General features: G+C 57.7%; 18 protein-coding genes, 1 tRNA gene and 1 pseudogene. 8 read left to right on the forward strand and 12 right to left on the reverse strand.

Annotation, left to right across the window (positions count from 1 at the left end):
• The first annotated feature begins 84 nt into the window (after positions 1-84).
• Genes ACN0SC_RS10480 through ACN0SC_RS10495 form a run of 4 tightly spaced genes read left to right on the forward strand, consistent with a single transcriptional unit; the run spans position 85 to position 3,444 of the window.
• Entirely contained in the window at positions 85-996 is a 912-nt protein-coding gene (locus tag ACN0SC_RS10480) for a 2-dehydro-3-deoxygalactonokinase (protein WP_417249632.1), read from the forward strand.
• Positions 993-1,613 carry a 2-dehydro-3-deoxy-6-phosphogalactonate aldolase gene (locus tag ACN0SC_RS10485; protein ID WP_417249633.1) on the forward strand — a complete coding sequence of 207 codons (621 nt, stop codon included), beginning with the start codon at positions 993-995 and terminating at the stop codon, positions 1,611-1,613. Before ACN0SC_RS10480 ends, ACN0SC_RS10485 begins: the two co-directional genes overlap by 4 nt.
• Positions 1,610-2,449, forward strand: coding sequence for an SMP-30/gluconolactonase/LRE family protein (locus ACN0SC_RS10490; RefSeq protein ID WP_417249634.1), 840 nt, complete (start codon positions 1,610-1,612; stop codon positions 2,447-2,449). Before ACN0SC_RS10485 ends, ACN0SC_RS10490 begins: the two co-directional genes overlap by 4 nt.
• Positions 2,446-3,444, forward strand: coding sequence for an aldose epimerase family protein (locus ACN0SC_RS10495; protein WP_417249635.1), 999 nt, complete (start codon positions 2,446-2,448; stop codon positions 3,442-3,444). Before ACN0SC_RS10490 ends, ACN0SC_RS10495 begins: the two co-directional genes overlap by 4 nt.
• Here the strand turns inward: ACN0SC_RS10495 and ACN0SC_RS10500 are convergent.
• Positions 3,431-4,693, reverse strand: a complete 1,263-nt coding sequence (locus tag ACN0SC_RS10500) for a urate hydroxylase PuuD (RefSeq protein ID WP_417249636.1) — start codon at positions 4,691-4,693, stop codon at positions 3,431-3,433. The two genes, ACN0SC_RS10495 and ACN0SC_RS10500, sit on opposite strands and share 14 nt — an antisense overlap.
• Position 4,694: 1 nt before the next feature.
• The gene (gene uraH, locus ACN0SC_RS10505) at positions 4,695-5,054 is read right to left on the reverse strand and encodes a hydroxyisourate hydrolase (RefSeq protein ID WP_417249637.1); all 360 of its coding nucleotides are present in this window, start codon (positions 5,052-5,054) and stop codon (positions 4,695-4,697) included.
• A gap of 147 nt (positions 5,055-5,201) precedes the next feature.
• Between uraH and puuE the strand changes: the two genes are divergently transcribed.
• Genes puuE through ACN0SC_RS10520 form a run of 3 tightly spaced genes read left to right on the forward strand, consistent with a single transcriptional unit; the run spans position 5,202 to position 7,953 of the window.
• Positions 5,202-6,635 (forward strand): allantoinase PuuE, encoded by a 1,434-nt coding sequence (gene puuE, locus ACN0SC_RS10510; RefSeq protein ID WP_417249638.1) that lies wholly within the window; start codon positions 5,202-5,204, stop codon positions 6,633-6,635.
• 8 nt (positions 6,636-6,643) lie between these two features.
• On the forward strand, positions 6,644-7,474 hold the full coding sequence (locus ACN0SC_RS10515; protein ID WP_417249639.1) for a bifunctional allantoicase/(S)-ureidoglycine aminohydrolase: 831 nt from the start codon (positions 6,644-6,646) through the stop codon (positions 7,472-7,474).
• A complete protein-coding gene (locus tag ACN0SC_RS10520; protein WP_417249640.1) occupies positions 7,471-7,953 on the forward strand; it encodes an ureidoglycolate lyase in 483 nt (160 codons plus the stop codon). The genes ACN0SC_RS10515 and ACN0SC_RS10520 overlap by 4 nt, the downstream gene beginning before the upstream one ends.
• Positions 7,954-8,049: 96 nt before the next feature.
• Here ACN0SC_RS10520 and ACN0SC_RS10525 read toward each other — a convergent pair whose 3' ends face one another.
• On the reverse strand, positions 8,050-11,634 hold the full coding sequence (locus tag ACN0SC_RS10525) for a hydantoinase B/oxoprolinase family protein (RefSeq protein ID WP_417249641.1): 3,585 nt from the start codon (positions 11,632-11,634) through the stop codon (positions 8,050-8,052).
• Positions 11,635-11,842: 208 nt separating this feature from the next.
• Here ACN0SC_RS10525 and ACN0SC_RS10530 point away from each other — a divergent pair.
• A tRNA-Met gene (locus tag ACN0SC_RS10530) sits at positions 11,843-11,919 on the forward strand.
• Between the two features lie 2,115 nt (positions 11,920-14,034).
• Here ACN0SC_RS10530 and ACN0SC_RS10535 read toward each other — a convergent pair.
• From ACN0SC_RS10535 to ACN0SC_RS10575, 9 genes and pseudogenes are all read right to left on the reverse strand, one after another.
• Positions 14,035-14,487, reverse strand: coding sequence for a hypothetical protein (locus ACN0SC_RS10535; RefSeq protein WP_417249642.1), 453 nt, complete (start codon positions 14,485-14,487; stop codon positions 14,035-14,037).
• Entirely contained in the window at positions 14,480-17,683 is a 3,204-nt protein-coding gene (locus tag ACN0SC_RS10540; protein WP_417249643.1) for a type ISP restriction/modification enzyme, read from the reverse strand. Before ACN0SC_RS10540 ends, ACN0SC_RS10535 begins: the two co-directional genes overlap by 8 nt.
• 301 nt (positions 17,684-17,984) lie before the next feature.
• Entirely contained in the window at positions 17,985-18,290 is a 306-nt protein-coding gene (locus ACN0SC_RS10545; protein ID WP_417249644.1) for a hypothetical protein, read from the reverse strand.
• A gap of 246 nt (positions 18,291-18,536) precedes the next feature.
• Positions 18,537-18,995 (reverse strand): hypothetical protein, encoded by a 459-nt coding sequence (locus tag ACN0SC_RS10550; RefSeq protein WP_417249645.1) that lies wholly within the window; start codon positions 18,993-18,995, stop codon positions 18,537-18,539.
• 480 nt (positions 18,996-19,475) lie between these two features.
• On the reverse strand, positions 19,476-19,730 hold the full coding sequence (locus ACN0SC_RS10555; protein WP_417249646.1) for a helix-turn-helix transcriptional regulator: 255 nt from the start codon (positions 19,728-19,730) through the stop codon (positions 19,476-19,478).
• Between the two features lie 89 nt (positions 19,731-19,819).
• Complete coding sequence (locus ACN0SC_RS10560; protein ID WP_417249647.1) at positions 19,820-20,569, reverse strand: hypothetical protein; 750 nt, start codon at positions 20,567-20,569, stop codon at positions 19,820-19,822.
• On the reverse strand, positions 20,566-21,477 hold the full coding sequence (locus tag ACN0SC_RS10565; protein ID WP_417249792.1) for a tyrosine-type recombinase/integrase: 912 nt from the start codon (positions 21,475-21,477) through the stop codon (positions 20,566-20,568). The genes ACN0SC_RS10560 and ACN0SC_RS10565 overlap by 4 nt, the downstream gene beginning before the upstream one ends.
• Before the next feature lie 27 nt (positions 21,478-21,504).
• A pseudogene (locus ACN0SC_RS10570) lies at positions 21,505-21,741 on the reverse strand (Arm DNA-binding domain-containing protein); the annotation flags it as partial.
• A gap of 329 nt (positions 21,742-22,070) precedes the next feature.
• Positions 22,071-25,178: an efflux RND transporter permease subunit gene (locus ACN0SC_RS10575; protein ID WP_417249648.1), complete on the reverse strand. Its 3,108-nt coding sequence runs from the start codon at positions 25,176-25,178 to the stop codon at positions 22,071-22,073.
• Positions 25,179-25,185: the final 7 nt, after the last annotated feature.

Consider the following 25,185-nt stretch of genomic DNA (forward strand, 5'->3'; position numbering starts at 1 on the left):
ATCCCACCCGCCTGCGTTGATAACAACTACAAAAGATATGACTTTTGACTGGGCCCTCGCGGTCCGCGCTTTGGGAGGAGTGCCTTGGTTGTAAACGCCGATTGGATTGCCGTGGATTGGGGCACCTCGTCGCTGCGCGTCTGGGCCATGTCGGAGGCGGGCGAAGCGCTTGCCGAGATACGCTCCGATCAGGGCATGGGCCGCCTTGAGCGCAACGAGTTCGAACCCACCCTGATGACCCTCATCGCCGACTGGCTCGACACGCGCGCCACACCGATCCGCATCGTGGTCTGCGGCATGGCTGGCGCGGCGCAGGGCTGGGCCGATGCGGGCTACGCAGCCGTTCCATGCAAACCCGAAACCGCCGCGACAACCCCTGTCGCCACGGCCTCCCCGCGCATCGACGTGCGCATTCTTGGCGGCGTGAGCCAACTAAACCCCGCCGATGTCATGCGCGGCGAGGAGACCCAGATCGCGGGCTTCCACGCGCTCCATCCCAATTTCGACGGCGTCATCTGCCTGCCTGGAAGCCATACGAAATGGGCGCATGTCAGCGCGGGCGAGATCGTCTCGTTCCAGACCTTCATGACGGGCGAGATGTTCGCCGCGCTCTCGGGCCATACCGTTCTGCGCCATTCCATCGATAGCGAACAATGGGACGACGCAGCCTTTGCCGAGGCGCTCTCCGACACGCTGTCACGCCCCGAGAAGCTCGCCTCGAAACTCTTCGGCATCCGTGCGCGCGGGCTTGTGGATACGCAATCGACCGCCGAAGCCACCGCCCGCCTGTCGGGCTACCTCATCGGCGCCGAGATCGCCGCCGCAAAGCCCTATTGGCTGGGCCAGAACGTGGCGCTGGTCGGGGATGCGCGCCTGTGCGACCGCTACGCCACCGCGCTCGACGCTCAAGGCATCACCGCCCAGCGCGCTGATGTGACCCAACTCACCTTGGCTGGCCTGACCGCCGCCTATCGCAATTCGAAAGCATCCTCATGAGTGACACCGACTTTGGCCGCCCTCTCATCGCTATCATCCGCGGCGTAACACCCGACGAGGCCTGCGACGTGACCGCCGCCCTGATCGAGAACGGCATCACGCGGATCGAAGTGCCTCTGAACTCGCCCGATCCTTTCGAGAGCATCCGCCGCATGGCCGACGCCTTTGGCGACACGGCGTTGATCGGCGCGGGCACAGTGCTGACGCTTTCGGACGTGGCACAGGTCCGCGCGGCGGGCGGCAAACTCGTTGTCTCCCCTGACTGCAACCCCGAGATCATCACCGCGACCAAGGCACATGGTATGCAAAGCTGGCCCGGCGTGCTGACCCCGACCGAAATGTTCGCCGCCCTCCACGCAGGCGCCGATGGCCTTAAGATCTTCCCCGCCTTCAAACTCGGCATCGATGGTCTCAAGGCCGTGCGTGCCGTGCTCCCCAAAACAACGCAGGTCTACGCCGTGGGTGGTGTGGACGCGGGCAATATGTCCGAATGGATCGCTGCGGGTGCGGACGGCTTCGGGATGGGTTCCTCCCTCTACAAACCTGGCATGACCGTGTCCGACGTCGCAGCCCGCGCACGCGAAACGGTGGCCGCATATGACGAGGCCACGACATGACCGCATCCACCTATGACACCCGCGCCTGCGCATTGGGCGAAGGCCCGCTGTGGCACCCCGAACGCGGCCAGCTTTTCTGGTTCGACATCATCGGACACCGCCTGCTGACCGTCGAGAACGGGGAACAGATGGAATGGCAGTTCGACGAGTTTGTTTCCGCCGCGGGATGGATCGACCACGGCACCCTGCTCATTGCATCCGAAACCGCCCTTTCCAAGTTCGACATCGATACGGGGGAGACCGAATTTGTCTGCGCATTAGAAGCCGACAACGATGCGACTCGTTCCAACGATGGCCGTGCCGACCCGCAGGGAGGCTTCTGGATCGGCACCATGGGCAAGAACGCAGAACCGAAAGCGGGCGCGATCTACCGCTACTTCGATGGCGCATTAACCAAGCTTTTCGGTGACATTTCAATTTCCAACGCGATCTGCTTCGCCCCCGATGGCCGCACCGCCTATTTCGCCGACACAGCCACACAAACCATCATGCGTGTCGCACTGGATGCTGACGGTTGGCCCGAAGGTGATCCCCACCCATTCATCAAGGATGCGGAAAACCCCGATGGCGCGGTCGTGGATGCGCAAGGAAATCTGTGGAACGCCAAGTGGGAAGGATGGGGCGTCACGCAATACAGCCCCGATGGAACCAAGCTGCGCCATCTCTCCGTAGACGCGAGCCAGACCACATGCCCCGCATTCGGCGGCCCCGATGGCACCACACTCTTCGTCACCTCCGCCGCTGACGGGCTGGACAAGGACGCCGCCGCGCATGGCCAGACCTTTGCCATCGAGACAGACGTAAAAGGCCAGCAGGAGCATCGCGTCATCCTATGAGGACATCCTTCGGAAAGACCCGCGACGGGCGCACAGTGGAGGCGCTGACGCTCCACGCGGGCGATCTTTCCGCGACCATCCTCACGCTCGGCGCCACGCTCCATGACGTGCGCCTAAAAGGCGTCGATCACAGCCTCACGCTCGGCGCGCGCGAAGTTGCCGCCTACGAGGGGCCACTGGCCTATTTCGGCGCGCTCGTCGGCCCTGTGGCAAACCGTATCGCAGGCGCCACGGCCACGCTCAACGGGCGCGAACTCACCTTTGACGCCAACGAAGGCACGACCTGCCTGCACGGTGGGCGTGAGGGGCTGCATACCGAGATCTGGGCCGTGGAGAGCCTGACGAAAAGCGAAGCGGTCCTGACGCTCGATCTGGAAGACGGCAAGGGAGGCTTCCCCGCCAACCGCCGCCTGCGCGCGCGGTTCTCCGTGGATGCCCCCGCCCACCTGCGCATGGTGATCGAGGCGGAGACGGACGGCGATACGCTTATCAATATCGCCAACCATTCTTATTGGAATCTCGACGGACACGCGAGCGCGGACACGGCAACGCTGACCATCCCCGCCGACCGCTACACCCCCGTCGATGAAGCCAACATCCCCACGGGTGTTGCCGATGTCACGGGCACCGATTTCGACTTCCGCGCGGGTCGCGGGCTGGGCGGGACGACCGCGCGGGTTGATCACAACCTGTGCCTCGCAGACACTCCCGCCGAAAGTGGCACGCTCTATCACGCCTGCACGCTCACCGGTCAGAACGGTGTCTCCATGCGGATCGACACAACCGAGCCCGGGCTACAGGTCTACGATGCAGGCGAGCAGAACTCTGCGCCCTTTGTCGGGTTGAACGGCAAACCTTATGGCCCCTTCTGCGGCGTGGCGCTTGAGCCGCAACGCTGGCCCGATGGGCCGAACCAGCCCGATTTCCCGTCCTGTGTGCTTCGCGCGGGCGAGACCTACCGTCAGGAAACCGTCTGGTCCTTTACCAGAGTTTGAACTCGGGGCGCGGCTGCTCCAGCCCCGCCTGATACCACGAACGGATCGCCGCGCGGCTGTCGTCGTCAAGCGTCATGTAGGTGCCAACGGGCGGCATCGCATCGGTTGCCCCCGCCTGCATCCAGATATCCTTGGCATGAGTCGCGATCTGCGCAGGTGTCTCCAGACGCACACCCTTGGGCGGGGAGGCCATTCCCTCCCAAGCGGGTTCTTTGGCATGGCACATGGAGCAATTGGAGGTGACGATCTCGTGCACCTCGTCAAAGCCTGCTGCCGCGACAAAACGCTGCGAGTAGGGGCCAATGGCACTGACATCCTCGCTCGCATCATCCTGCCCGTAGATACCCGCTGTGGACAGCCAGATAACCGCCGCGAAGAGAACCGCCGTCGCGCCCCACGTCCACCACAGCATCCCTTCGTGCTTGTGCATCGTGTTGAAGAAATGGCGGATCGTCACACCCATCAGGAACACCAATGCCGCGATCAGCCAGTTGTAATCGGCGGCGAAGGCCAGCGGGTAGTGATTGGACAGCATCATGAACAGCACGGGCAACGTCAGGTAGTTGTTATGCGTCGAGCGCTGCTTGGCGATCTTGCCGTATTTGGGATCGGGCGCACGTCCCGCGATCAGATCTTTCACCACGATCTTCTGGTTGGGAATGATGATGAGGAACACGTTGGCCGACATCACCGTTGCAGTGAAAGCGCCGAGATGTAGGAAGGCCGCACGACCGCTGAACACCTGCGTATAGCCCCACGCCATCGCCACGAGGATGATGTAGAGCAGGATCATCAGCCGCGTGTTGTCCTCCCCGAATTTCGATTTGCAGATCGTGTCGTAAAGCACCCAGCCAAAGACCAGCGAAGCCACGGAGATGAACACCGCCACCCATGGCGGGATGTCCTGCACATTGGGGTCAACGAGGAGCAGTTCCGCGCCGAGATAGTAGGTCAGGATCATCAGCGCGAAGCCCGACAGCCACGTCGCATAGCTCTCCCATTTGAACCACGTCAACTCCTCGGGCATCCGCTCGGGCGCGACCATGTATTTCTGGATGTGGTAGAACCCCCCGCCGTGAACCTGCCACGCCTCGCCGTTCGCCTTATGGTTTTTGTCGATGGGCGAGCGCAGTCCCAGATCAAGCGCGATGAAGTAGAAAGACGACCCGATCCACGCAATCGCGGTGATCACGTGCAGCCAACGCACGGCGAATTCGAGCCATTCAAGAAGAACAGGGTAGAGCAACATGTTAACTCCCGCGATAGGTGGAATAGCCAAAGGCGGACAGCAGAAGCGGCACGTGATAATGCGCGCCCTCGTCGCTGATGCCAAAGCGGATCGGAATCACATCGAGAAACATCGGCGCATCACCCGCCTGCCCCGTCGCGGCGAGATAGTCGCCCGCATGGAACACCAACTCGTAGGTGCCCGTCGAAAATGCCTCTTTCGGCAAAATGGGGCTGTCGGTGCGCCCATCGGCATTGGTCGTCATCTCGGCCAACGCCACGCGCCCCTCGCCCTCAAGACGAAACAACTCGATCCGCAACCCTGACGCGGGCACGCCTTTTGCGGTGTCGAGAACATGTGTGGTCAGGTAGCCTTCTGCCATTTAATTGCCCTTTCACGCGGCTGTTCCCGCCTAGGCTGTCGCAATCGGCGACTTTTCGCAATCAATGAATTGGAATGAACGCGCCGCGTCAGCTACAAGGGAGGGGAACTGCCCTTTCCTTCAGCAACAAAAAGAGCGATCTCACCCATGACCACGACCCCGCCCCGCTACCCCCGCAACATGCAAGGCTACGGCGCCACCCCGCCCGATCCGAAGTGGCCGAACGGGGCGAAAGTGGCGGTGCAATTCGTGCTCAACTACGAAGAGGGCGGCGAGAATTGCGTGGTTCACGGTGACGCCGCCTCCGAGGCCTTCCTCTCCGACATCGCGGGTGCCGCCCAATGGCAGGGGCAGCGCCACTGGAACATGGAAAGCATCTACGAATACGGCGCACGTGCGGGCTTCTGGCGTCTGCACCGCCTGTTCACGGGCGCGGATATTCCCGTCACGATCTACGGCGTGGCCACCGCTCTGGCCCGCTCCCCCGAACAGGTCGCCGCGATGCAGGAGGCCGATTGGGAAATCGCTTCTCACGGGCTGAAGTGGGTCGAACACAAGGACATGCCCGAAGCCGAAGAACGCGCCGCGATTGCCGAGGCCATCCGCCTGCACACGGAAGTCACAGGTACCCGCCCGCGCGGCTGGTATACGGGCCGTTGCTCGGAGAACACCGTGCGTCTGGTCGCCGAAGAAGGCGGTTTCGACTACATCTCCGACACCTATGACGACGACCTGCCCTATTGGCTTGAAGTCGGCGACCGCGACCAGCTCATCATCCCCTACACGCTCGAAGCCAACGACATGCGCTTCGCCACCGCACCGGGTTACATCACGGGCGAGCAGTTCTTCACCTACCTGCGCGATGCCTTCGACACGCTCTACGCCGAAGGCAGCGAACACACGCCCAAAATGATGTCCATCGGGTTGCACTGCCGCCTCATCGGACGGCCTGGGAAACTCGCGGGGCTGAAAAAGTTCATCGACTACATCAAGGGCTTCGACGATGTCTGGACCCCGCGCCGTATCGACGTGGCCGAACATTGGGCAAAGACCCATCCGCACAGCCGCCTTGAGCGCCCCTCGCAAATGTCGAAAGCGGATTACGTGGCCAAATTCGGCGGCATCTTCGAACATTCGGCTTGGGTGGCCGAAGACGCCCACGCGCTCGAACTCGGGCCCGCACATGACACATGGATCGGCACCCACTCCGCGCTCTGCCGCGCCTTCCGCCGTGCCTCGCATGAGGCCAAACTCGGCGTATTGACCGCCCACCCCGATCTGGCGGGCAAACTCGCCGCCGCCAAACGGCTCACACCTGAGAGCACCTCGGAACAGGCCTCCGCAGGTCTCGACGCGCTCACCGACGAGGAACGCGCCACCTTTGAAAAACTCAACACGCAATACACCGAAAAATTCGGCTTCCCCTTTATCATTGCGGTGAAAGACAATACCAAGGAGTCGATCCTCGCGGCGTTCCACGCCCGACTGGAGCACTCCAAAGAGACCGAATTTGACGCGGCCTGCGCCCAAGTGGAACGTATCGCTTGGCACCGCCTGCGCGAGTTGTTCGGCGTGAAATGAGACCTAATATGACCTATGCGTTTCCTCCGGGCGGCTTGCCCGGTCAAAACGAAAACCCCGAAGGCACCGCTGTCTTCACCGAAGCCTACGCGGTGATCCCCGCGAACACCCAACGTGATATCGTCACCTCCTTCCTGCCCGGATGGAACGGGATGCGCATGTGGGTGCTGGCACGCCCCCTGACGGGCTTTGCCGAAACCTTCGCGCAATATGCCGTGGAACTGTCCCCCGGTGGCGGCTGCGCCGATCCCGAACCCGACCGCGAAGCACAGGCGGCCATCTTCGTCGCCTTTGGCGAAGTGCGCCTGTCCATCGGCGGCGCGCGTCAGACCCTCACGGCGGGGCATTTCGCCTTTATCCCTGCGGGCGCCCATTGGGAAATCTGGAACACCTCGGACGCCCCCTGCGGCTACCACTGGATTCGCAAACGCTACAACCGCATCGAAAGCCTCAACCCGCTCGAAGCCTTCGTCATTCACGAGAGCGATATCACCGCCACGCCGATGCCCGACAGCAACGGCGCATGGGCGACGCAGCGCTTCTTCGACCCGTTTGATATGCGCTACGACTTCCACGCCAATATCGTGACCTTCCAACCGGGTGGCCGCATTCCCTTTGCCGAGACCCATGTGATGGAACACGGGCTTTACGTGCTGCAAGGCACCGCGCGTTACCTGCTCAACAAGGATTGGGTCGAAGTCGGACCGGGTGACTTCATGTGGCTGCGTGCCTTCTGCCCGCAGGCCTGTATCGCCACGGGGGACGAACCGTTCCGCTACCTGCTCTACAAGGACGTGAACCGCCACGTGTCCCTTGATCTCGGCGGGCCGCGCCAATGAGCCGCCGCGTCTCCATAGAGCCACTCACCGTCGAGGCCTTCGCGCCCTATGGCGATGTGCTCGACGCGCGGGGCGAGGCCGACAAGATCATCAACGCGGGCCAGTGCGGTCGATACCACGACCGCGCCACCATCGACGTGAGCGAACAGACGGGCGGGCGTGTCGGCATCTCGATCTTCCACGCCACCCTGCGGGCTCTGCCCTATACGCTCGATCTGATCGAGCGACACCCCGAGGGGTCGCAGGCCTTCATCCCCATGTCCGCCGATCCGTTTCTGGTCATCGTCGCCGATGCCCCCGACGCCACGCCGAAGGCATTTGTGACCAACGGGGCGCAGGGGATCAATTTCCATCGCGGAACATGGCATGGCGTGCTGACGCCGCTGGCGGGTAACGGGCTGTTTGCGGTGGTCGACAGGATCGGGGAGACCCCGAACCTCGAAGAGCATGTCTTCGACGCCCCGTGGATCATTTCCTGAGCGCGTCAGCCTCCGCCAAACCCTGAACGCAACGCTCGCAGGGGTCCGACAGATGTCCGACACATAGCCGACGCATGTCCGTCACGGGTTTTCGCTTCAGGAATACCCCCCGCCACCAGGTGTCTCCATCACGAAAACACCGCCTGCGGGCAGGTCAATCTCGTCGTTTCCCTTGAGGTCTACGCGCGTCCCATCGGGCATGATCGCATAGTTAACACCAACCGCCCCACCCTGCGCTCCACCCACACCAAAGGGCGCAACGACACGGTGCGACGAGAGCGTTGTGACGGTCACAGGCTCAAGGAATTCAAGGCGGCGCACCGCTCCGTCACCGCCGTGATGTGCGCCGTCACCGCCCGAACCGCGACGAATGCTAAACTCTTGCAAACGCACAGGAAAACGCGCCTCCAGAATTTCTGGATCGGTCATGCGCGTGTTGGTCATGTGGCTCTGCACCGCGTCGCAACCGTCGAAATTTGGCCCCGCCCCCGTGCCGCCCGCGATGGTTTCGTAGTTCTGGAAATCCGCGTTGCCCCAGACGAAATTATTCATCGTCCCTTGGCTCCCCGCGATCACCCCCAGCGCCCCGAACAGCGCATTACACGCCGCCTGCGACACCTCCGTATTGCCCGCGATAACGGCTGCAGGCGCACGCGGATTGAGCATGGAGCCTTCAGGAACCACAATATCCAAAGGCGCCAGACACCCCTCGTTGAGCGGGATGTTTTTGCCCACTAACGTCCTGAAAACATAGAGAACTACGGCGCGAGAAATCGACAGCGGCGCGTTGAAATTACCCGCGTGCTGCGGGCTTGTGCCCGTGAAATCGACCGTCGCACGCCGCGCCTTGCGATCCACACGCACCGCCACTTTGATCTGTGACCCGTCATCCATCGGATATGTAAATTCCCCGTCCGACAAATGGTCGATCACCCCGCGCACAGCCTCTTCCGCATTGGTCTGCACATGGTCCATATAGGCGGCAACCACCTGCGCCCCATAGCGTTCAACCACTTGAAGAAGCGCGGTTTTCCCCGTCTCGTTCGCCGCCACCTGCGCCTGAAGGTCCGCGATGTTTTGTTCTATGTTTCTAGCGGGATAGCGAGCAGAGGACAGAAGCTCACGCATCCGCTCCTCCTCGAAATCCCCGCGCGTGACAAGCCGCTCGTTGTCGATCAACACGCCCTCTTCCTCAATCGTGCGACTGTCGGGCGGTGCCGATCCGGGCGTGCGCCCGCCAATGTCGGCGTGATGCCCACGCGACCCCAGCCAGAAGGCAGGCTTATCCCCCAGCTCAGGCACGAAAACTGGTGTAACAACAGTGACATCGGGCAAATGCGTCCCACCGCGATAGGGCGAATTCAGCACGAAAGCATCGCCTTCTTGCACGTCAGGATTGAGGCGGATCACCGTGCGGATAGAGTCCGACATGGACCCCAGATGCACGGGCACATGGGGCGCATTGGCAACCAGATCACCCGCCCCGTCAAAGATCGCACAAGAGAAATCGAACCGCTCCTTGATGTTCACCGACCACGAGGTGTTGGCGAGCGTTGCCCCCATCTGATCGGCCACCGACATGAAGAGATTGGACATCACCTCAAGCAGGATCGGATCGGCCTCGGTATCCGCCCGCGCCACCTCGCCCTTCGCCGCGTTGCGGGTCAGAACGAGATTGCCAAGCGCATCGACCTGCGCGGTCCAGTTCGGCTCGATCACATTGGTGCCAGTGGGTTCGGTAATGATCGCTGGTCCTTCGATCCGCGCATCTTGCGGCAAGTCCTCACGCGCATAGAGCGGCACACGCCCCCACCCCGTCGCGCGCACATCAAGCGTGGCGCGAGGCGCCGCAGGGGTCTCAGGCATCGGCACGGAGGCGGGATTTTCCCCCGTCTCGCCAATAGCCTCCACAGCAATCATATCGAGGATCACGTCACGCCCCTCGCGGGCAAAACCAAAACGCGCACGGTGCGCCGCGTGGAAGTCCTCCGCCATCGTCGCCGCATCCGAATAAGCCACATCCAAGGTCTGATGCGACCCGTCATAACGCAGGTGCGCCCGTGTCACGACGCGCGTCGAGGCAACGGTCTGCGCGGCCACTTCCTCGCGCACCTCCGCCTCCAGACGCGCGGCAATCTCGGCGGCCCGTTCAAGTTCGGAAAGCGGCAAATCCACCTGCTGCTCACGCATCGCTCTGACCTGCGCAAGCCCCATCCCGTAGGCCGACAACACCCCCGCGAGCGGATGGATCAATACGCGGCGCATCCCCAAAGCATCCGCAACCAGACAGGCATGTTGCCCGCCCGCGCCGCCGAAACATTGCAGCGCATAGCCAGACACATCATGCCCGCGCTCGACAGAGATTTTCTTGATCGCATTGGCCATATTGTCGACGGCAATCCGCAGGAACCCTTCGGCCACCTCCTGCGCGGAAAGCGCCTGCCCCGTCGCGGCGTTGATCTCTTCCGTCAGGGTCTCGAAGCCGCGCACAACCGCTTCCACGTCCAGCGGCTCATCTCCGTTCGGGCCAAAAACATGGGGGAAATGGTCGGGCGAGAGTTTGCCCAGAAAGACGTTGCAATCGGTGACAGTCAGCGGCCCGCCACGGCGATAGGCGGCGGGTCCGGGGTCGGCACCCGCGCTTTCGGGCCCGACCTGCAACCGTCCATCACGAAAAGAGCAAATCGACCCGCCGCCCGCCGCGACCGTGTGGATATCCATCATCGGCGCGCGCATTCTCACGCCCGCGACCTCTGTCTCGAATGACCGCTCGTAGAGCCCCGCGTAGTGGCTCACATCCGTCGAGGTGCCGCCCATGTCAAAGCCGATCAGGCGATCAAATCCCGCCGCCTCACCCGTGCGCACCATGCCGACGATACCGCCCGCTGGCCCTGACAGGATGGCGTCGCGCCCTTGGAAAAGCTCCGCATCGGTCAGCCCGCCATTCGACTGCATGAACAAAAGCCGCTCGCAGGATGACCCCAATGAGAGCGCCTCCGCCACCTGCGCAACATAGCGCCGCAGGATGGGGGAAAGATAGGCATCGACAACGGTGGTGTCTCCACGCGCCACAAGCTTGGCCAGGCGCGAGACCTCATGCGACGTGGACACTTGGGTAAAGCCGACCTCGCGCGCAATCTCCGCGGCACGCAGCTCATGCGCGGGTTCGAGGTAGCCGTGCAGAAAGGCAATCGCCGCTGCGCGGATACCATCGTCGTAGGCTCCTTGCAGCGCCGCACGGGTCGCGGCCTCATCCAACGGCGTCACAACTGATCCGTCAGAGGCGAGGCGTTCAGGAATTTCGCCCACGCGGTCATACAGAAGATCGGGCCGTTTGATGTCGAGCGCGAAAAGGTCGGGCCGCGTCTGATATCCGATGCGCAGCAGGTCGCCGAAGCCTTGGGTGATGAGCAACAGAACCCGCTCCCCCTTACGCTCAAGAAGTGCGTTGGTGGCAACAGTTGTCCCCATCTTCACCGACGCAATCCGCCCCTCAGGGATAGGCTCGCCCTTCTCTAATCCTAAAAGGTCGCGAATACCCTGTTCGGCGGCGTCGCGGTAACGCTCGGGGTTGTTGGAGAGTAGCTTGTGACTATGCAGCACACCATCAGGCGCACGTCCAATTACATCCGTAAACGTCCCGCCGCGATCAATCCAGAAGTCCCACTTGCCCGCCGTCATCTGCGCCTCGCTATTGATGTCCGCGCGAGCCTAAAACGTTTCGCACGCGGCGTGAATCACTGATTTTGACCCACGGATCGAAACCGTCAACAAAACCGATTACGGCCCGTCAAAGCAGCCGACACGCGCAGGCCCGCAATTCCCTCTCGAAAAGCGCCAATTTCCCTCTTGACCCCTCGCGCGCGAGCGTCTACCTACGCGGCACTTCGGCGGAGTAGCTCAGTTGGTTAGAGCAGCGGAATCATAATCCGCGTGTCGGGGGTTCAAGTCCCTCCTCCGCTACCATACCCTCACATCAAGATACTGAAACTATAGCAATTTTCGGATCGCTGCATTCTCTTCCCATCATCTTTCCCACACTTCGGCAGACGGTTCGCCTGCGGCCCAATCTCCGATTTCTCGAAAGAATCCGCGGCCTCTCATGGCGCTCGAACAGGGAAATGGAGATCCGAATGTCCACCCCCCGCCCGCAAGTGCCTCCTGACCAAGTAATTTACCACTTGGCACTACAATGCCGCGAGCTCTCCCCGTTGCTCGAAGACACCTTGACCGAACTCGACACTGTGCACTGCGAAAAGAAACTCGGCGGAATTACAGCCCTCGCTGGAATTCTGCCGGAGCGCTTGAAAAGCTGACACATATTTGTGATCCGGTCACGCTCAGCATCATGCTGACAGGCAGCTCGTAACGCGCTGCTTCATCATGACACTTTCAGAATGGTTTAGATACGCGCAGCGCTGCGGCTGGAGCGTTGGGCAAGTTTCGCCAGAGGCAATCTCATTACGTTGCTGTGCACCGAACTGCAGCGCGCATTTTTCGCTTCCACCTATCTCGTTAGGCCCACCTCCCAAACCGCATCCTACGGTATCGGAAGACGCCCATTATGATCCTTATGCCAAGCTTGTTAACTAACTCCGGCGGCGGCATGTCGAACTGGGACTAGAACAAAAGGACGTAAAAGCTGCTGCAGGAAGTGCGGACGGATACATTGGTATGCTGGTGGAGATGCACCGCCTTCCAAACGCAAGAACACCCGCTCTCTGGTGCCAAACCTTATGCATAGAGCTAATAGAAGCCCGGCGCCCTTACGCCTCAAATCGAGCCCGGTTTAAAGAAAAGCGCACACGCTAAGAGACTAGGCCAAGTCGCTCTGAGTGAGGACAAATCCCCTCACTGCGTAGCGGGAGGCATAGGAACGTGGCATACGAAACAATGCCCTTGGAGTTTCAACCGCGTTTTCGTTAAAAAAACAAACCCATAACTACACCCTGAGCATGCAGAACCCACCCACGTTGTAGCGAAACCTCAAGACAGAGCGACAATCACGCAGCCCTCAATTGAGGTAAGCTCCGATAGGTGAGAGGCGAGGCTTGGTGCGCACTCGAAGGGCTAAATGGGTCGAAGGAGCCTTGTGGCGCGACCAGATCGAAGGAAGGAAGCTCGCCAGCATGCAGTGCGCCCGCACAACGATTGCCCGATTGGCGATCTGATAGCGCAGGCGACTACCCCACTGTCGCAGCAACTCAAGAGTTAAGGTTGGATCATGCACCGTAATCCAACCCGCTTAAATGTATCGGCATGCGGGACATGCAGGCACGAAGCGAGCCGCCCCACCCACCCCCTTTTCATATGGGCGAAGCGCACCCCGCCCCCAAAAACGGCGCACCTGAACTTCCATCCATGCCTCGCCCCTCATCACAGGCCATAAAGGGTCATTCAAATTTTTTCTGCCGAATTATCGTCGGGGACCGTAGCGAAGCCAACCCGAGGAAAGCCGCGGAAAGAAACCCTAATTCAGCTCTCAGAAACCATTCTCCCAATTTTAGCTTGCAAGCACTAGGTTCGTGAATCGAATACGTGCGTAAAGCGATTTTGAAATTGAATTGACATGCTGCACTATAATGACGTGTCTGGGCTTGTTCCGCATTGGAAAATAAATCTATTCGGAAAGTGGAGGGACTACTAACTCGTCGCATGAAACACCGCATCTACAATGCGACACAAACCCCAGCTAAATACGAAGTATCCGCCACTTCATTGCTTCCAGAAATTGTAGGTCAGCTCTGTCCCACGGGAACAGCCGAAGAATGGCTCTAAAGCGACATGCGTCTCTCTGTGTGACGCTTATTGCACTCACATAAGCGTGGCCAAGTTGGGCAACACACAAAGCTCTATGCATAGAACCCGTCTTGAAGACTGGTTGCCTCGTTGCGGCGACAATCTCCTTTGCTCTCCTATTCGGCAAGCCAGCCAAGCCAATGCTCCTTTTGCGATTAGTACTACGCTTTGACGAGCCCAGCGCCCTCCGATTTCGCGACCTCCAGTTCTTGTACGCTTGGGGTGCTTTTGGGGAGTTGTTGGATACGGCGGCGCAGCTCGTTGTGCCTCGTGGTGGAACCGCTAAAGTCTAGGGACAGAATAGATCAGGCCACGGGGCATTACTTTACCATCGACTTGTAGAGTGCAGAATGCATCAAGACGCGCGCCGCTGAGCGACTGCGCCCAGTTCTCGGGCATTGTTTGGTCCACCCATTCAATTTGTTCGCCGCTTGGCGTCTCACAAATGGCCCAAGCATCCTCAAACCATGCAGGAACATCAAACGGCACGCCGAGGTAACGCCTTTCTTTATCTACCAAGTGTAGACGCCTAAAAAAATCTGACTGTTTCAGGTTTTGTTCAGGAATGTCAGGATCGACGACAATGCCGCGTAGACCGCTTTTGAACGAAATGGCGTAGGAGTTTTCATCGAAGTCGGGCAGGTTGAAATAGCCGCTTCTGTAGCTATCGTACGCGACATAGCCGACAACGCCGACAATGACGACGAGGACTATTTTCCATATCCACTTAAACATTATTTTCCTCACTCTTGGCAGCGCCCAGATCCATCGTGATCGTTTTCATAATCCGATCCGTTTCCGACAAGATTTTCAGAATGCTCTGGTAGTGTTTCACATCGTCAAAAGACAAAGCGCGGCCCTTGCGGTCTTTGAGCCACTTTTGCGCGGGCTGGTAGCCGCCGATGTAAAAGCCCCACGACACCTCTGAGGCGGCATCGAAATACTGGGTGTCGTTGATGTAGACGCGCCCGTTTTTGAATTCCGGCTTGCCAACAACACCGTCACCCTCGCCCTTGAATGGATAGGGTGCTTTGCCCACTGCTGTAGGGTCCATGAGGTGGAGCTTGCGTAGCTGCGCGCCCTTGACACTGACGTCCCAGAATTCATCGGGTGTCGCGGGCCACGGGATGCGGGGGAAGTCGATTTTGAGAAACTCCGCATAGGTCTCGCGGTAGGCGGGGCAATGCAGCGCGCCGTAGATGTAGTCGAAGGTCTGCACCTCGTCTGGGATGCCGTGGGTCGGATGTTTGGCCTTGGCTTGGAGCTTCTTCCACAACTTGGGATCAAAGTTCACGTGACGTGTTTGATCGAGATCTTGTTCGTCGGGGTAGAGGTAGAGGGGTGCAGCCTGCGCAATACCCTTGTTGCTATAGACGCCTCGGTTGTCAAAAATGTCCGCTGATACCAAAACGTTTACTGGAGGTGCGCCCGTTCTGACCGCTTGCCGTGAAAAGATCATTGCATAGTTTGTTTCTCGAAGTAGGTGTGGCATTGACTCGAAGCGGCCCCAATCTACCATATCCGGACGGTACAATATCCAACGCTGATCAAACGGGCGATAAGTCATTTTTTGGATGTCATCACTCCAAACACTGGCTTGGAGTTGAGTTCGCGCTTCTGGAAGCTTCCATCCCCTAGAATCACCAGCAGGGTATTTTCCCGCCTTTTTATTCGGGAAAAACTCGGATCGAACTTGGTCATCAGACTTGGTAGGATCGGCGAACGCTGAAATTCGATCAGTCAATTCAGATTTAGAAAAATCAATGACAAGCCCATCTTTTGCAGTGACAATCCCTGTAACATTTTGAGGCATGAAATTAGCAAGACAAATTCCCCTTTCATATTCCGTGGATAGTCGATTGTCGCGTGGAACAAATGCGTACTGTGGGGGGGCACATTCTAATTGATCGAAATCGAATTTTGCCAATGTTGCAGAGTTCAATTCGGAATACTTTGCGCTTCGCGCGCCCCAAAGGTCACCGTGAAAAATCTGAGCCATTTTTTGGGATTTTTTGGTTTTCTTGATAGCAATGATGATTGCTACGCCCTGCTGAATGTCGAAAACGTTCTTGTCGGGTTTGCCTTCAGGTGTGACCTCTTTCTTGTTGGCATTCCCATGCAGATCCAGCACATAAATCTTGTCGAATGTTTGCATCAAATGCCAGCGCATCCCGCGAAATGTCGGGTTGTCGAGGTAGCCGTGGTTGGTGATAAAGCCCAGCACGCCTTCACCGTTCTTTTCAATCAGATTTTCAGACATCCGAATGAATTTTACGTAGTCATCATTCAGCCAATGCTTGCGCTCGCCAAAGTGTTCGCCATCAACGTATTTGTAGTCGTCAATGAGGTTCGTGATCCATTCACCCTTGTTGGTTGAAATACCCGAATACGGCGGATTGCCCATGATACACATGATCGGCATATCGCGCTTGACGGTGTTTGCCTCCTTCACCTCATTGGACAGCCATTGCGCAAAGGGGAGTGATTGGTTTGCGGCTTCACCCTCTTCGAGCGAGTTGGTCAGGTAGACCCCAAGGCGCGGCGGGGTGCCTGTGGGTTTGTAGCCCAGTTCGGTCAGGATCATATCCAGTTTCATGTGGCACATCGCGTAGGAAGCCATGAGCAGCTCGAAGCCATGCAGGCGCGGGATTAAGTCTTTCTCGATGTAGGGCGACCACATGCCCTCGGCTACGTCTTTAACCTTGGGGGCGATTTGCTTAATCGCCTCGGCCAAGAAAGTGCCAGTTCCCGTTGCAGGGTCGAGGATTTGAACGCGGTGGACGTCTTTCTTGATGATGACATTCTTGCCGCGCTTGGAGAGTGTGCCGTCCTTGTTGCGCGCGACTTGGCCCGTGTCCCAGTCAATCGAGATTTTCGACGTGTCGGCAAGGCCGTCGGGGAGGCCAAATTCGTTTATGAGTACGTCATCGACCGCGCGCACAATGAAATTCACCACAGGTTCGGGCGTATACCAGACGCCGCGCGCCTTGCGCTTGGCGGGATTATAGGCGGCGAGGAAGGTCTCATAGAAGTGCAGGAACGGGTCGTTTTGCCCTGTGAGCTTACCGAAGTTCTCCATGAGTTTGGCAACGTCGGCGGCTCGGAACACGCGGGCCAAGTCGTCGATGATCCATTTGATCCGCTCGTCGAGGTCATGCCCCGCGATATAACCAAACAGAGACCTCAGGAACGGGTTTGATTTGGGCAGGAGTTCGAGCGCCTCGTGGCGATCGAAGGTATCGAGGGTTTGGTCGTGTAGACGCGCCGCAAACATGCCGTAGGCGACGGTTTCGGCGTAAATATCCGCGAAGTCTTTTGGGGTAATGTCATGGATCAGGTGTTCTTTGAACGCGTGATACTGCCCTGCCAATTCGGTTTGTTTGTCCTCATCTTCGAGCAAAGCGTTTTGCAGCACGTCTTTGATCAAAATAGCCTTGCCCGCCATGCGCTCGGCTAAGTTTTTGGGCGAGGTTATCGTTTGTGGACGTTGTGCGATGAAGTCCCGCAGGAGGTGTTCAAAGGTATCAAATTGATCCGGTTTGGGCTGAATGCCCATGACGAAATCAGCGATTGTCACAGAGGCATAGAGTTCGCCGTCACGATAGAAGTCCCAATCAAGGCAATTGGTGTATATAAGATTTGAAAGCGCTTTTCGGTAACGATCTTGTTGGTTTTTGTTCGCATCCTTCATGCCGCGCAGACCAATGTGCAGGTCTTTTGCTTCAACATGGCCAATGACGATGTCGCCGTCTTGGATGATGAAATCAGGTGCGCCGCATTTTACCCGCTTAGGTTCGTTGAGTGCGGAAATGGTGTCACTCAGGTTTGAGAATAAATCCTCAATGGCCGAACGGTACGAGTGTTCTGTCGCGGCCCCCGTAGAATAAATTTTTGTGACTTTGTCTAAAAAAACGGCAACAAGATTTGACATATTTCCTCCTCGTAATACGCGTTTGCATTCAAGCGTTTCAGAGCAATCCTCGCAAGCGCCAACCACACAAACCGATTTCGATCTTTCTCCTTGCTAAGTCCATTCGCAGTGCGCTCAGGATCGGCTTGTATATCCATGCGCAGACATTGGCCGCTCGCCCATGTAATTTTGTAGATCATTGTTCTCGTGGCACTCAAGGGCGGCAAGGCGCGAGCGCCCTGCCGAAGATCACGGCACCGTCGAGTGTGAAAAAATCTCAGTGCAGGCGCGTGTATCCTGAGACAGTCACACCGTCCACACATCAAGCACCTGTGCGTGCGGTGGTATCCTTCACCGCCGCACCACTAGGGTGCCGCAGCGTAAGCAACAGGATTGCAGTACCCACGTGTCCCAAAGATCTCATTCCACCTGAAGCATTCAGCGTTCGGAAGTCTGCAAGCTCGCTTTCATTTTCCGACGTGATCGAAATCGTGTCTTTGCCTTTGTGGGCAAACATGTAACTGGAAAAGTGATCATCGCATTCCATCCCTTGAATATCGATCCACGAGTAGCATTCGGGATCATATTCATCATCGCCGCCAAGCGGCTCACGCGACAGCGCCGACACAATCGGGCTCTCCTGAAGAAACGCCGCGCCATCAGATTTAACAACCTAGGCTGTTCCGTAACCTCAGGCGTCAGATCTACTTAATCCGGCAGAGAAATTGGGCCTATGACTTTTCTTCATCTCTAAAAGGCATGTCTGATTACACCCCCTGCATGTGGTAGGATAAGGATGTCATGAATTCTATGACGCGAAGGTTCGAGAAACGGGGCTTTTCGTCATACTTTTCATGACGGCCTGTCATAGGTTTCATGACGTGATTTTCCTTTCCGACATCATTTCTATGACGGTGCTGTCATGATTTTTATGATGGGATTTTGTTTTTCCGTTCGCACCACTAAGGTTGTTAGCCCTTGCCTTATGAACACGAAAGTCATGTCCCTCCCGCCATTTCTTGTAGAGCCTTCTGCCTCCCCTTTCTGCTCCATATGGCAAGGCAATTTCGGTTAATTCAAAAGCTGGAGGGCGTGCCGCGCCAGAATACCCAAGAGACGCCGGCTCTGTCAGCACCGTGAACCCCTTTGCCTGCAAGTCATGGAAACCCAGTGCAGCAGTTGCGCGCGCAACCCCCAAAAGATAGCCAGCCTGTCGCACACTCAGACGTATTTTGCCATTATTGTTGTTGTCGGGCCCATGCCACTCCAGTTTGAGCCAAACGTAAAGCGCTTGTGCAACAGGCGAGAGTGCCCGCCAAGCTTCGGTCTGCATTGTCGAGCGCTCCATTTTCGTCCAATGGCCGCTCTCGGGACCTCGGCCATAATTCTTTCGAGGCTTCTTCCTAGTCATGCCTCACCTCTCAGAACTCTCGCTCGTTTTGGCGGGATAGATGAAGGCAGTACGTGAAGTCCTCGCGACGACATGCCTGTTTCTTTGCGCCAGCGCCCAATCAATGGATCGCGAGCGATATAGTAGCCGACAGCCACCCATCGCACTCCAGCCGCCCTCTCCGAGCGCCTCCGGCGCTGCAAAATCCATTGGATACCATCGCGACAGGCGATCACGCGCCAGTCGCCTTCCCGCACAATTACGCCTAGGTAATTTTCATCTGTCTCTCGATGCGATTTATCGTAGGACGCAACTTCTGCTGAACGGGGAGCAAGCGTCGGTCTATCAAACGCGTTTTCCCGCCCCGTGCCAGCTTCACCACAGCAGGCCGGGGTTTTCTCATTGTAGAACATCTTGCGGCCCTCAATTCTGGCTTTGCCGCGGGGATTGTGCATTCGGATCTGACGCATCGGACCCGACTAGCCGCGCAATATCCACTGTGCGCCAGCGCTTCATTCCGCAGACTGCGATAGGTTTTGGGAATGTCCCCAACTTAGCATTGCGCCAGATAGTTGAAACGCCCAGACCAGTGATCGACGCCACTTCTTTCACAGAGAGGAGTTTGCGCGTATCTTCAGGACAGCCCTCGGTAGAGCAGGTTTGTTTATGATCTTCCATTTTTGCACCTTTGCTTTGGATTAGATGCAACAAAAGAACCAAAGACGAACCGAAATGAGAAAAGGGCAATAGAAATAAATTTCTTGCGCCTATTCCCCCTTGGAAGGGTCGCTTAGGCGCCGACCTGTCTGTAGATCAAAGTCATAAAACAGTGATATTCTGTTCCCGTTGATCTCTCCAGTTACCAGTGAGGCCTTCCGGCCTCCGTGCATTCTCAAAGATTGAAGACGGCGCATCTTCTCGGCATCCAACCGAGCAACAGCTCTTTTAAATGGCTGAATCGTTTGACGAGAAACCGAAACATCCAAAATGTCGAACACTTCGAAGGTGACTTCAGCAAACTTTCCGTTGATCTCGGATGATGCTTGATCTTTACCCAGCGTCGGCCTCGTCCCCACCCCCACAACATATAGCTCAGCAATTGCCTCAGCAATTTCAAAGGCAGGCCAATTTTTCTTGTGATGAGGAAGTTTCTGAATATTTTCCACCAACTCTTCAGAGCCTAGCCACATCGAACTCGCAATCGGTTCAAGAATCTCGAATAGTCTTGAAATATGATCTTCTGAAGCGGCCTCAATGTCAGCACCAGCATATCGACTGGCTTGAAAATTAATCATCCTGCTTTGCTCTTCGGAAAGCTCGTGAAAACCTAGCGATACCTCACGTACCCCACGCAAAATGCGTTCCAAGGCAGCTAAATCCGATTTAAAGCGCCTACCTTTGTCCCACTCAGTGGCCGTCAATATGCGGTGACCAATTTCAGCGGCAAAATTTGGCGCCTTCAAGCAGACTCTAGACCATCCCAAACGTTCTAGTGGCGCAAGATAACGTTCTCTCATGCCCGAACGAGCTCCACGACCTCACCGTCTTGCCGAGTGACAAAACGTCCCCAAGCATTCATCAAGCTCCGCCTACGCTCGAACAAATCGCTCCTCGCATATGCCTGCTCTACCTTGTTACCGAGGGAGTGCGCCAGTGCCGCTTCTGCAACTTCTCGATCGGCATGAGCGCTCTCGCTGCACCAATCCCTGAAAGACGACCGAAACCCATGCACGGTGAAACCATTGCGCCCCATTCGATCTTGGAGGCGTTTGAATACCGGGTCGGACATTTGCCGCGCCGGGCCCTTTGGGGCGCGCTGGGCACTTGTAAAGATCAAGTCTTCATCCAAACCCCGAACCTGCTCCAGCACTTCCAGAGCGCCAGCACAGAGAGGTACACGGTGCGCTACGCCCGCTTTCATTCGCTCTGCCGGTATTTCCCACACATCGCCCCGAATTTCCGCCCAGCGCGCCCCACGCACCTCACCAGATCGCACACAGGTCAGGATGAGGAAGGAGAGGCATCGCGCAGAAACACCTTCACGTTCTCCAAGCTCGGCAAAGAACGATGGAACGTCCGCCCACGGCAAAGCAGGCATATGCTTTGCCCGCTTCTTCACAGGAGGCAACACCCGTTCCACACCATTGACCGGGTTCTCATTGTCGTAATGCCCTTTCCCTTTCGCCCAATCAAAGATCACAGACATGCGTTGCTTCACTCGTCGGGCAGTGTCGTTCTTCGCGGCCCAGATTGGCGTGAGAACGTTCAACACGTCCGCAGTTTCAAGTGTTTGAATTTGACGATCGCCGATGAGTGGAAAAGCATAGGCTTCGAGAGACGAGAGCCAGCGCTTCCCATGACCAGAGTTCTTCCAAGTAGGCTCCAGCTCCTTGAGCTTGGCACGGGCGGCGCCCTCAAAGGTCAATGCCCGAACTTTGCCTCGACTCGCTTTCGGATCACCGCCGGAACGCGCGATTTTGCGGAGCCTATACGCTTCCTCCCGCGCCTCAGCGAGAGAAACCAATGAAGCAGATCCAAGGCCTAAATCTTGCCGGCGGCCGTGAACCATTGTCCGAAGCACCCATGACTTCGCCCCTCTGGCCCCTACTCTCAGGTAGAGCCCCTGTCCGTCCCCATGCATTCCAGGCTCCTCAAGCTTTGCGATAGACTTAACAGTTAGACGTGACATAGGGTGAAAGCTCCAAATCTCTTCCCATCATTTTTCCCACACTTTGGATCGAAAAAACATGAATTACGATGAGAAGGGACGATAGCATGAAACTACTAAATTCCAATAATTATTAGATATTTAGAAAAATTTTGAGAAATAACGAGAAAGGGGTTCGGTAGCCTCCTCCGCTACCAAATCCCCCCCAGTCTCGGAAATACTGCGCGGCCACAAGCATATGGCCCGACCCGCGTGGGTTTGCTTGCAACGCCTCTGGCCACCGTGCTTCATACACAGCTCGCAAAAAGCCGCCAGAAAACCGGCGGCTAATTGCGATTGTGTTGAGACGGCTAGGTGGCGTCTTTCACCCGTCGGGTGAGCGTCTTGCGTATCAGCAGGAAGAAGAGCGGCACGAAGAAAATCCCGAGCAATGTCCCCGTGATTGTTCCGCCCAGAACTGCGGAACCAACCGCGCGACGCCCGCCTGAACCCGCGCCTGAGGAAAGAACCAACGGGACAACACCCAAAGAGAAGGCCAGCGAGGTCATGATGATGGGACGGAAACGCAATCGTGCAGCCGTCAGAACAGCTTCGAAAAGATCTTTGCCGCTGTCCACTTGCTCTCGCGCGAATTCGACAATGAGAATGGCGTTCTTACCCGTGAGACCGATAACCGTCAAAAGACCGACCTGAAAGAACACTCCATTCTGGAAGCCGAAGTGCCATGCGGTGAAGAGGGTGCCGAGAATACCGACAGGCATCGCCAGCATGACCGAGAAAGGGATAGCCCAGCTCTCGTAGAGAGCCGCCAGACAGAAGAATACGGCGGCAAGAGACAATGCGTAAAGCAACGGTGCCTGCGACCCCGAATCGCGCTCTTCCAATGAAAGGCCGGTCCATGCGACCGCGAAACCGGGCAGCTGATCGACAATGCGTTCGATCTCCTGCATGGCCTCACCCGTGGAAACATCTGGCGCGGGCGACCCCTGAATTTGCATCGAGGGCGTGCCGTTGTAGCGATATAGACCTTGGGGGCCGTAAACCCACCTTTCGCTGGCGAAGTTCGAGAAGGGCACCAATTCGCCAGCCGAATTCCGCACCCGCCAGCGCTGAAGGTCCGCAGGCGTTGCGCGTGAGTCGGCTTCCCCCTGAACGAACACGCGTTTGGTGCGTCCGTTGTCATTGAAGTCGTTAACATAGGTGCCCGCCATGGCGATCGCCAATGTGTTGCCAATGTTCGCGGGAGATACACCCATGGCCCCTGCCGCTCGCCAATCGATGTCCAGTTTGTATTGCGTCGCATCCTCCAGTCCCGAGGGCCGTGCGGACGCAATGAGCGGGCTTTGTGCCGCCATGCCCAAAACGGCGTTACGCGCCTCAAGAAGCTCTTCGTGGCTTTGGCCGCTCTGCGCCTGAAGGTAGAAGTCGAAACCCGAGACGTTGCCCAGTTCGGTCACAGCGGGCGGGACAATCGGGAAGGCCATCGCTTCTTGTATGCCCATCATGGCGGGGAAAGCACGCCCCGCAATGGCCTGAACCGATTGCGCGGGACTTTGACGTTCTTCCCAGTCTTTCAACCTGACAAACGCCAAGCCGTTGTTCTGGCCCGCACCCGCAAAGGAGAAGCCAACAACGGAGAACACGGAATCCACGGAGTCCGCTTCATTGTTCATGAAGTGGTCCTGAATCTGCTTCGTTGCCTTGAGTGTATTCTCGGCCGTGGAGCCCGACGGCCCCTGAACCAGCGCAAGCATGATGCCCTGATCCTCGTCAGGCAGGAAGCCCGTGGGCGTTTGCATGAAAAGCCAGACAATGCCCCCGCCAATGAGACCGTAGACAAGAAGCATCCGCAACGGACGACGGATGACATAGTTCACCGTCCAGCCATAGCCACCAGAGAGTTTGGTGAAGGCTTTGTTAAACCATGCAAAGGGACCGCGTTTGGCGTGCTCGACATCCTTGCTGCGCAGCAAAGTCGCGCAAAGTGCGGGCGTCAGCGTCAAGGCCACCAGAACAGACAGCATCATCGCAGAGACGATGGTGATCGAAAACTGACGGTAGATCACACCCGTCGAGCCACCGAAGAAGGCCATCGGGATAAACACGGCGGAGATCACGAGGGCAATCCCGATCAGGGCGCCCGTAATCTGATCCATGGATTTGCGCGTGGCCTCGCGTGGCGAGAGCCCCTCTTCCTCCATGATACGTTCGACGTTTTCCACCACAACAATCGCGTCATCCACCAGCAAACCGATGGCAAGTACCAAGGCAAGCATGGTCAGCACGTTGATTGTAAAGCCGAACACACCCAAAATCGCGAAGGTTCCGAGAATAACAACCGGCACGGCAAGTGTGGGGATCAGCGTCGCACGCAGGTTTTGCAAAAAGAGCAGCATCACGAAGAACACGAGCACAATGGCTTCGATCAGCGTTTTCTGCACTTCGTGGATCGAGATTTCGACGAATGGTGTCGTGTCATAGGGGATGACGTACTTCACGCCGTCAGGGAAAAACTCCGCGTATTCCTCAATCTTCTCGCGCACCCGCTTGGATGTATCGAGCGCGTTTGCACCCGGAGCCAGTTGAACGGCCATGCCTGACGCGGGTTGGCCATTATACTGGGCAATGGCCATGTAGTTTTCCGCGCCAATCTCGACGCGCGCCACATCTTCCAAGAGCACAAGCCCGCCGTCGGCCTCAGAGCGCAGAATGATATTGCGGAAATCTTCGGGCGTTTCCAAAAGGGACTGCGCGGTAATGGTCGCGGTAAACGCCTGACCATCTACAGACGGAAGCGAACCGAATGAGCCTGCTGAAATCTGCGCGTTATGGGAGGAAACGGCGGCCACAACATCCGATGGCGCCATATCAAATGCCGCCAACTTCGAGGGGTCGAGCCAGATCCGCATGGCGTATTTCGCACCGAATACCTGTGTGCCGCCGACCCCCTCGATACGGCTGAACGCATCGACGAGGTTGGAGTTAAGGTAATCCGACAAATCCGCCTGATCCATGTTTCCGCCCTCGGAGATCAAGCCAATCACCATCAGGAATCCCGCCGACGACTTTTGAACCGTCACACCTTGTCGCTGCACCGCTTCTGGCAACAGGGGTGTCGCCTGCGCCAATTTGTTTTGCACCTGAACCTGCGCAATGTCTGGATCGGTACCTGTCTCGAAGGTCAGCGTGATCGTTGCGGATCCAGAGGACGTGGAGGACGACGATACATAGCGCATCCCGTCGAGACCCGTCATCTGCTGCTCGATAATCTGCGTCACCGTGTTGGCGACCGTATCGGCGGACGCACCCGGATATGTCGCGCGGATCGTCACCGATGGCGGTGCGATCTGGGGATACTGCGCGACAGGCAGCGTGTTTATCGACAACAGGCCGAGGCCCATTATCAGGATTGAGATCACCCATGCAAAGATAGGTCGGTCAATGAAGAATCGTGCCATGGGATGC

This window comes from Celeribacter sp., assembly GCF_048261515.1.
Classification (GTDB): Bacteria; Pseudomonadota; Alphaproteobacteria; order Rhodobacterales; family Rhodobacteraceae; genus Celeribacter.

Coding starts and splice junctions, on each gene's coding strand:
- ACN0SC_RS10535 (WP_417249642.1), bottom strand. CDS start 14,487: ATGTTTAAGTGGATATGGAAAATAGTCCTCGTCGTCATTGTCGGCGTT.
- ACN0SC_RS10520 (WP_417249640.1), top strand. CDS start 7,471: ATGAGCCGCCGCGTCTCCATAGAGCCACTCACCGTCGAGGCCTTCGCG.
- ACN0SC_RS10550 (WP_417249645.1), bottom strand. CDS start 18,995: ATGCAGACCGAAGCTTGGCGGGCACTCTCGCCTGTTGCACAAGCGCTT.
- ACN0SC_RS10515 (WP_417249639.1), top strand. CDS start 6,644: ATGACCTATGCGTTTCCTCCGGGCGGCTTGCCCGGTCAAAACGAAAAC.
- ACN0SC_RS10540 (WP_417249643.1), bottom strand. CDS start 17,683: ATGTCAAATCTTGTTGCCGTTTTTTTAGACAAAGTCACAAAAATTTAT.
- ACN0SC_RS10490 (WP_417249634.1), top strand. CDS start 1,610: ATGACCGCATCCACCTATGACACCCGCGCCTGCGCATTGGGCGAAGGC.
- puuE (WP_417249638.1), top strand. CDS start 5,202: ATGACCACGACCCCGCCCCGCTACCCCCGCAACATGCAAGGCTACGGC.
- ACN0SC_RS10560 (WP_417249647.1), bottom strand. CDS start 20,569: ATGAGAGAACGTTATCTTGCGCCACTAGAACGTTTGGGATGGTCTAGA.
- ACN0SC_RS10555 (WP_417249646.1), bottom strand. CDS start 19,730: ATGGAAGATCATAAACAAACCTGCTCTACCGAGGGCTGTCCTGAAGAT.
- ACN0SC_RS10525 (WP_417249641.1), bottom strand. CDS start 11,634: ATGACGGCGGGCAAGTGGGACTTCTGGATTGATCGCGGCGGGACGTTT.
- ACN0SC_RS10500 (WP_417249636.1), bottom strand. CDS start 4,693: ATGTTGCTCTACCCTGTTCTTCTTGAATGGCTCGAATTCGCCGTGCGT.
- ACN0SC_RS10495 (WP_417249635.1), top strand. CDS start 2,446: ATGAGGACATCCTTCGGAAAGACCCGCGACGGGCGCACAGTGGAGGCG.
- uraH (WP_417249637.1), bottom strand. CDS start 5,054: ATGGCAGAAGGCTACCTGACCACACATGTTCTCGACACCGCAAAAGGC.
- ACN0SC_RS10575 (WP_417249648.1), bottom strand. CDS start 25,178: ATGGCACGATTCTTCATTGACCGACCTATCTTTGCATGGGTGATCTCA.
- ACN0SC_RS10485 (WP_417249633.1), top strand. CDS start 993: ATGAGTGACACCGACTTTGGCCGCCCTCTCATCGCTATCATCCGCGGC.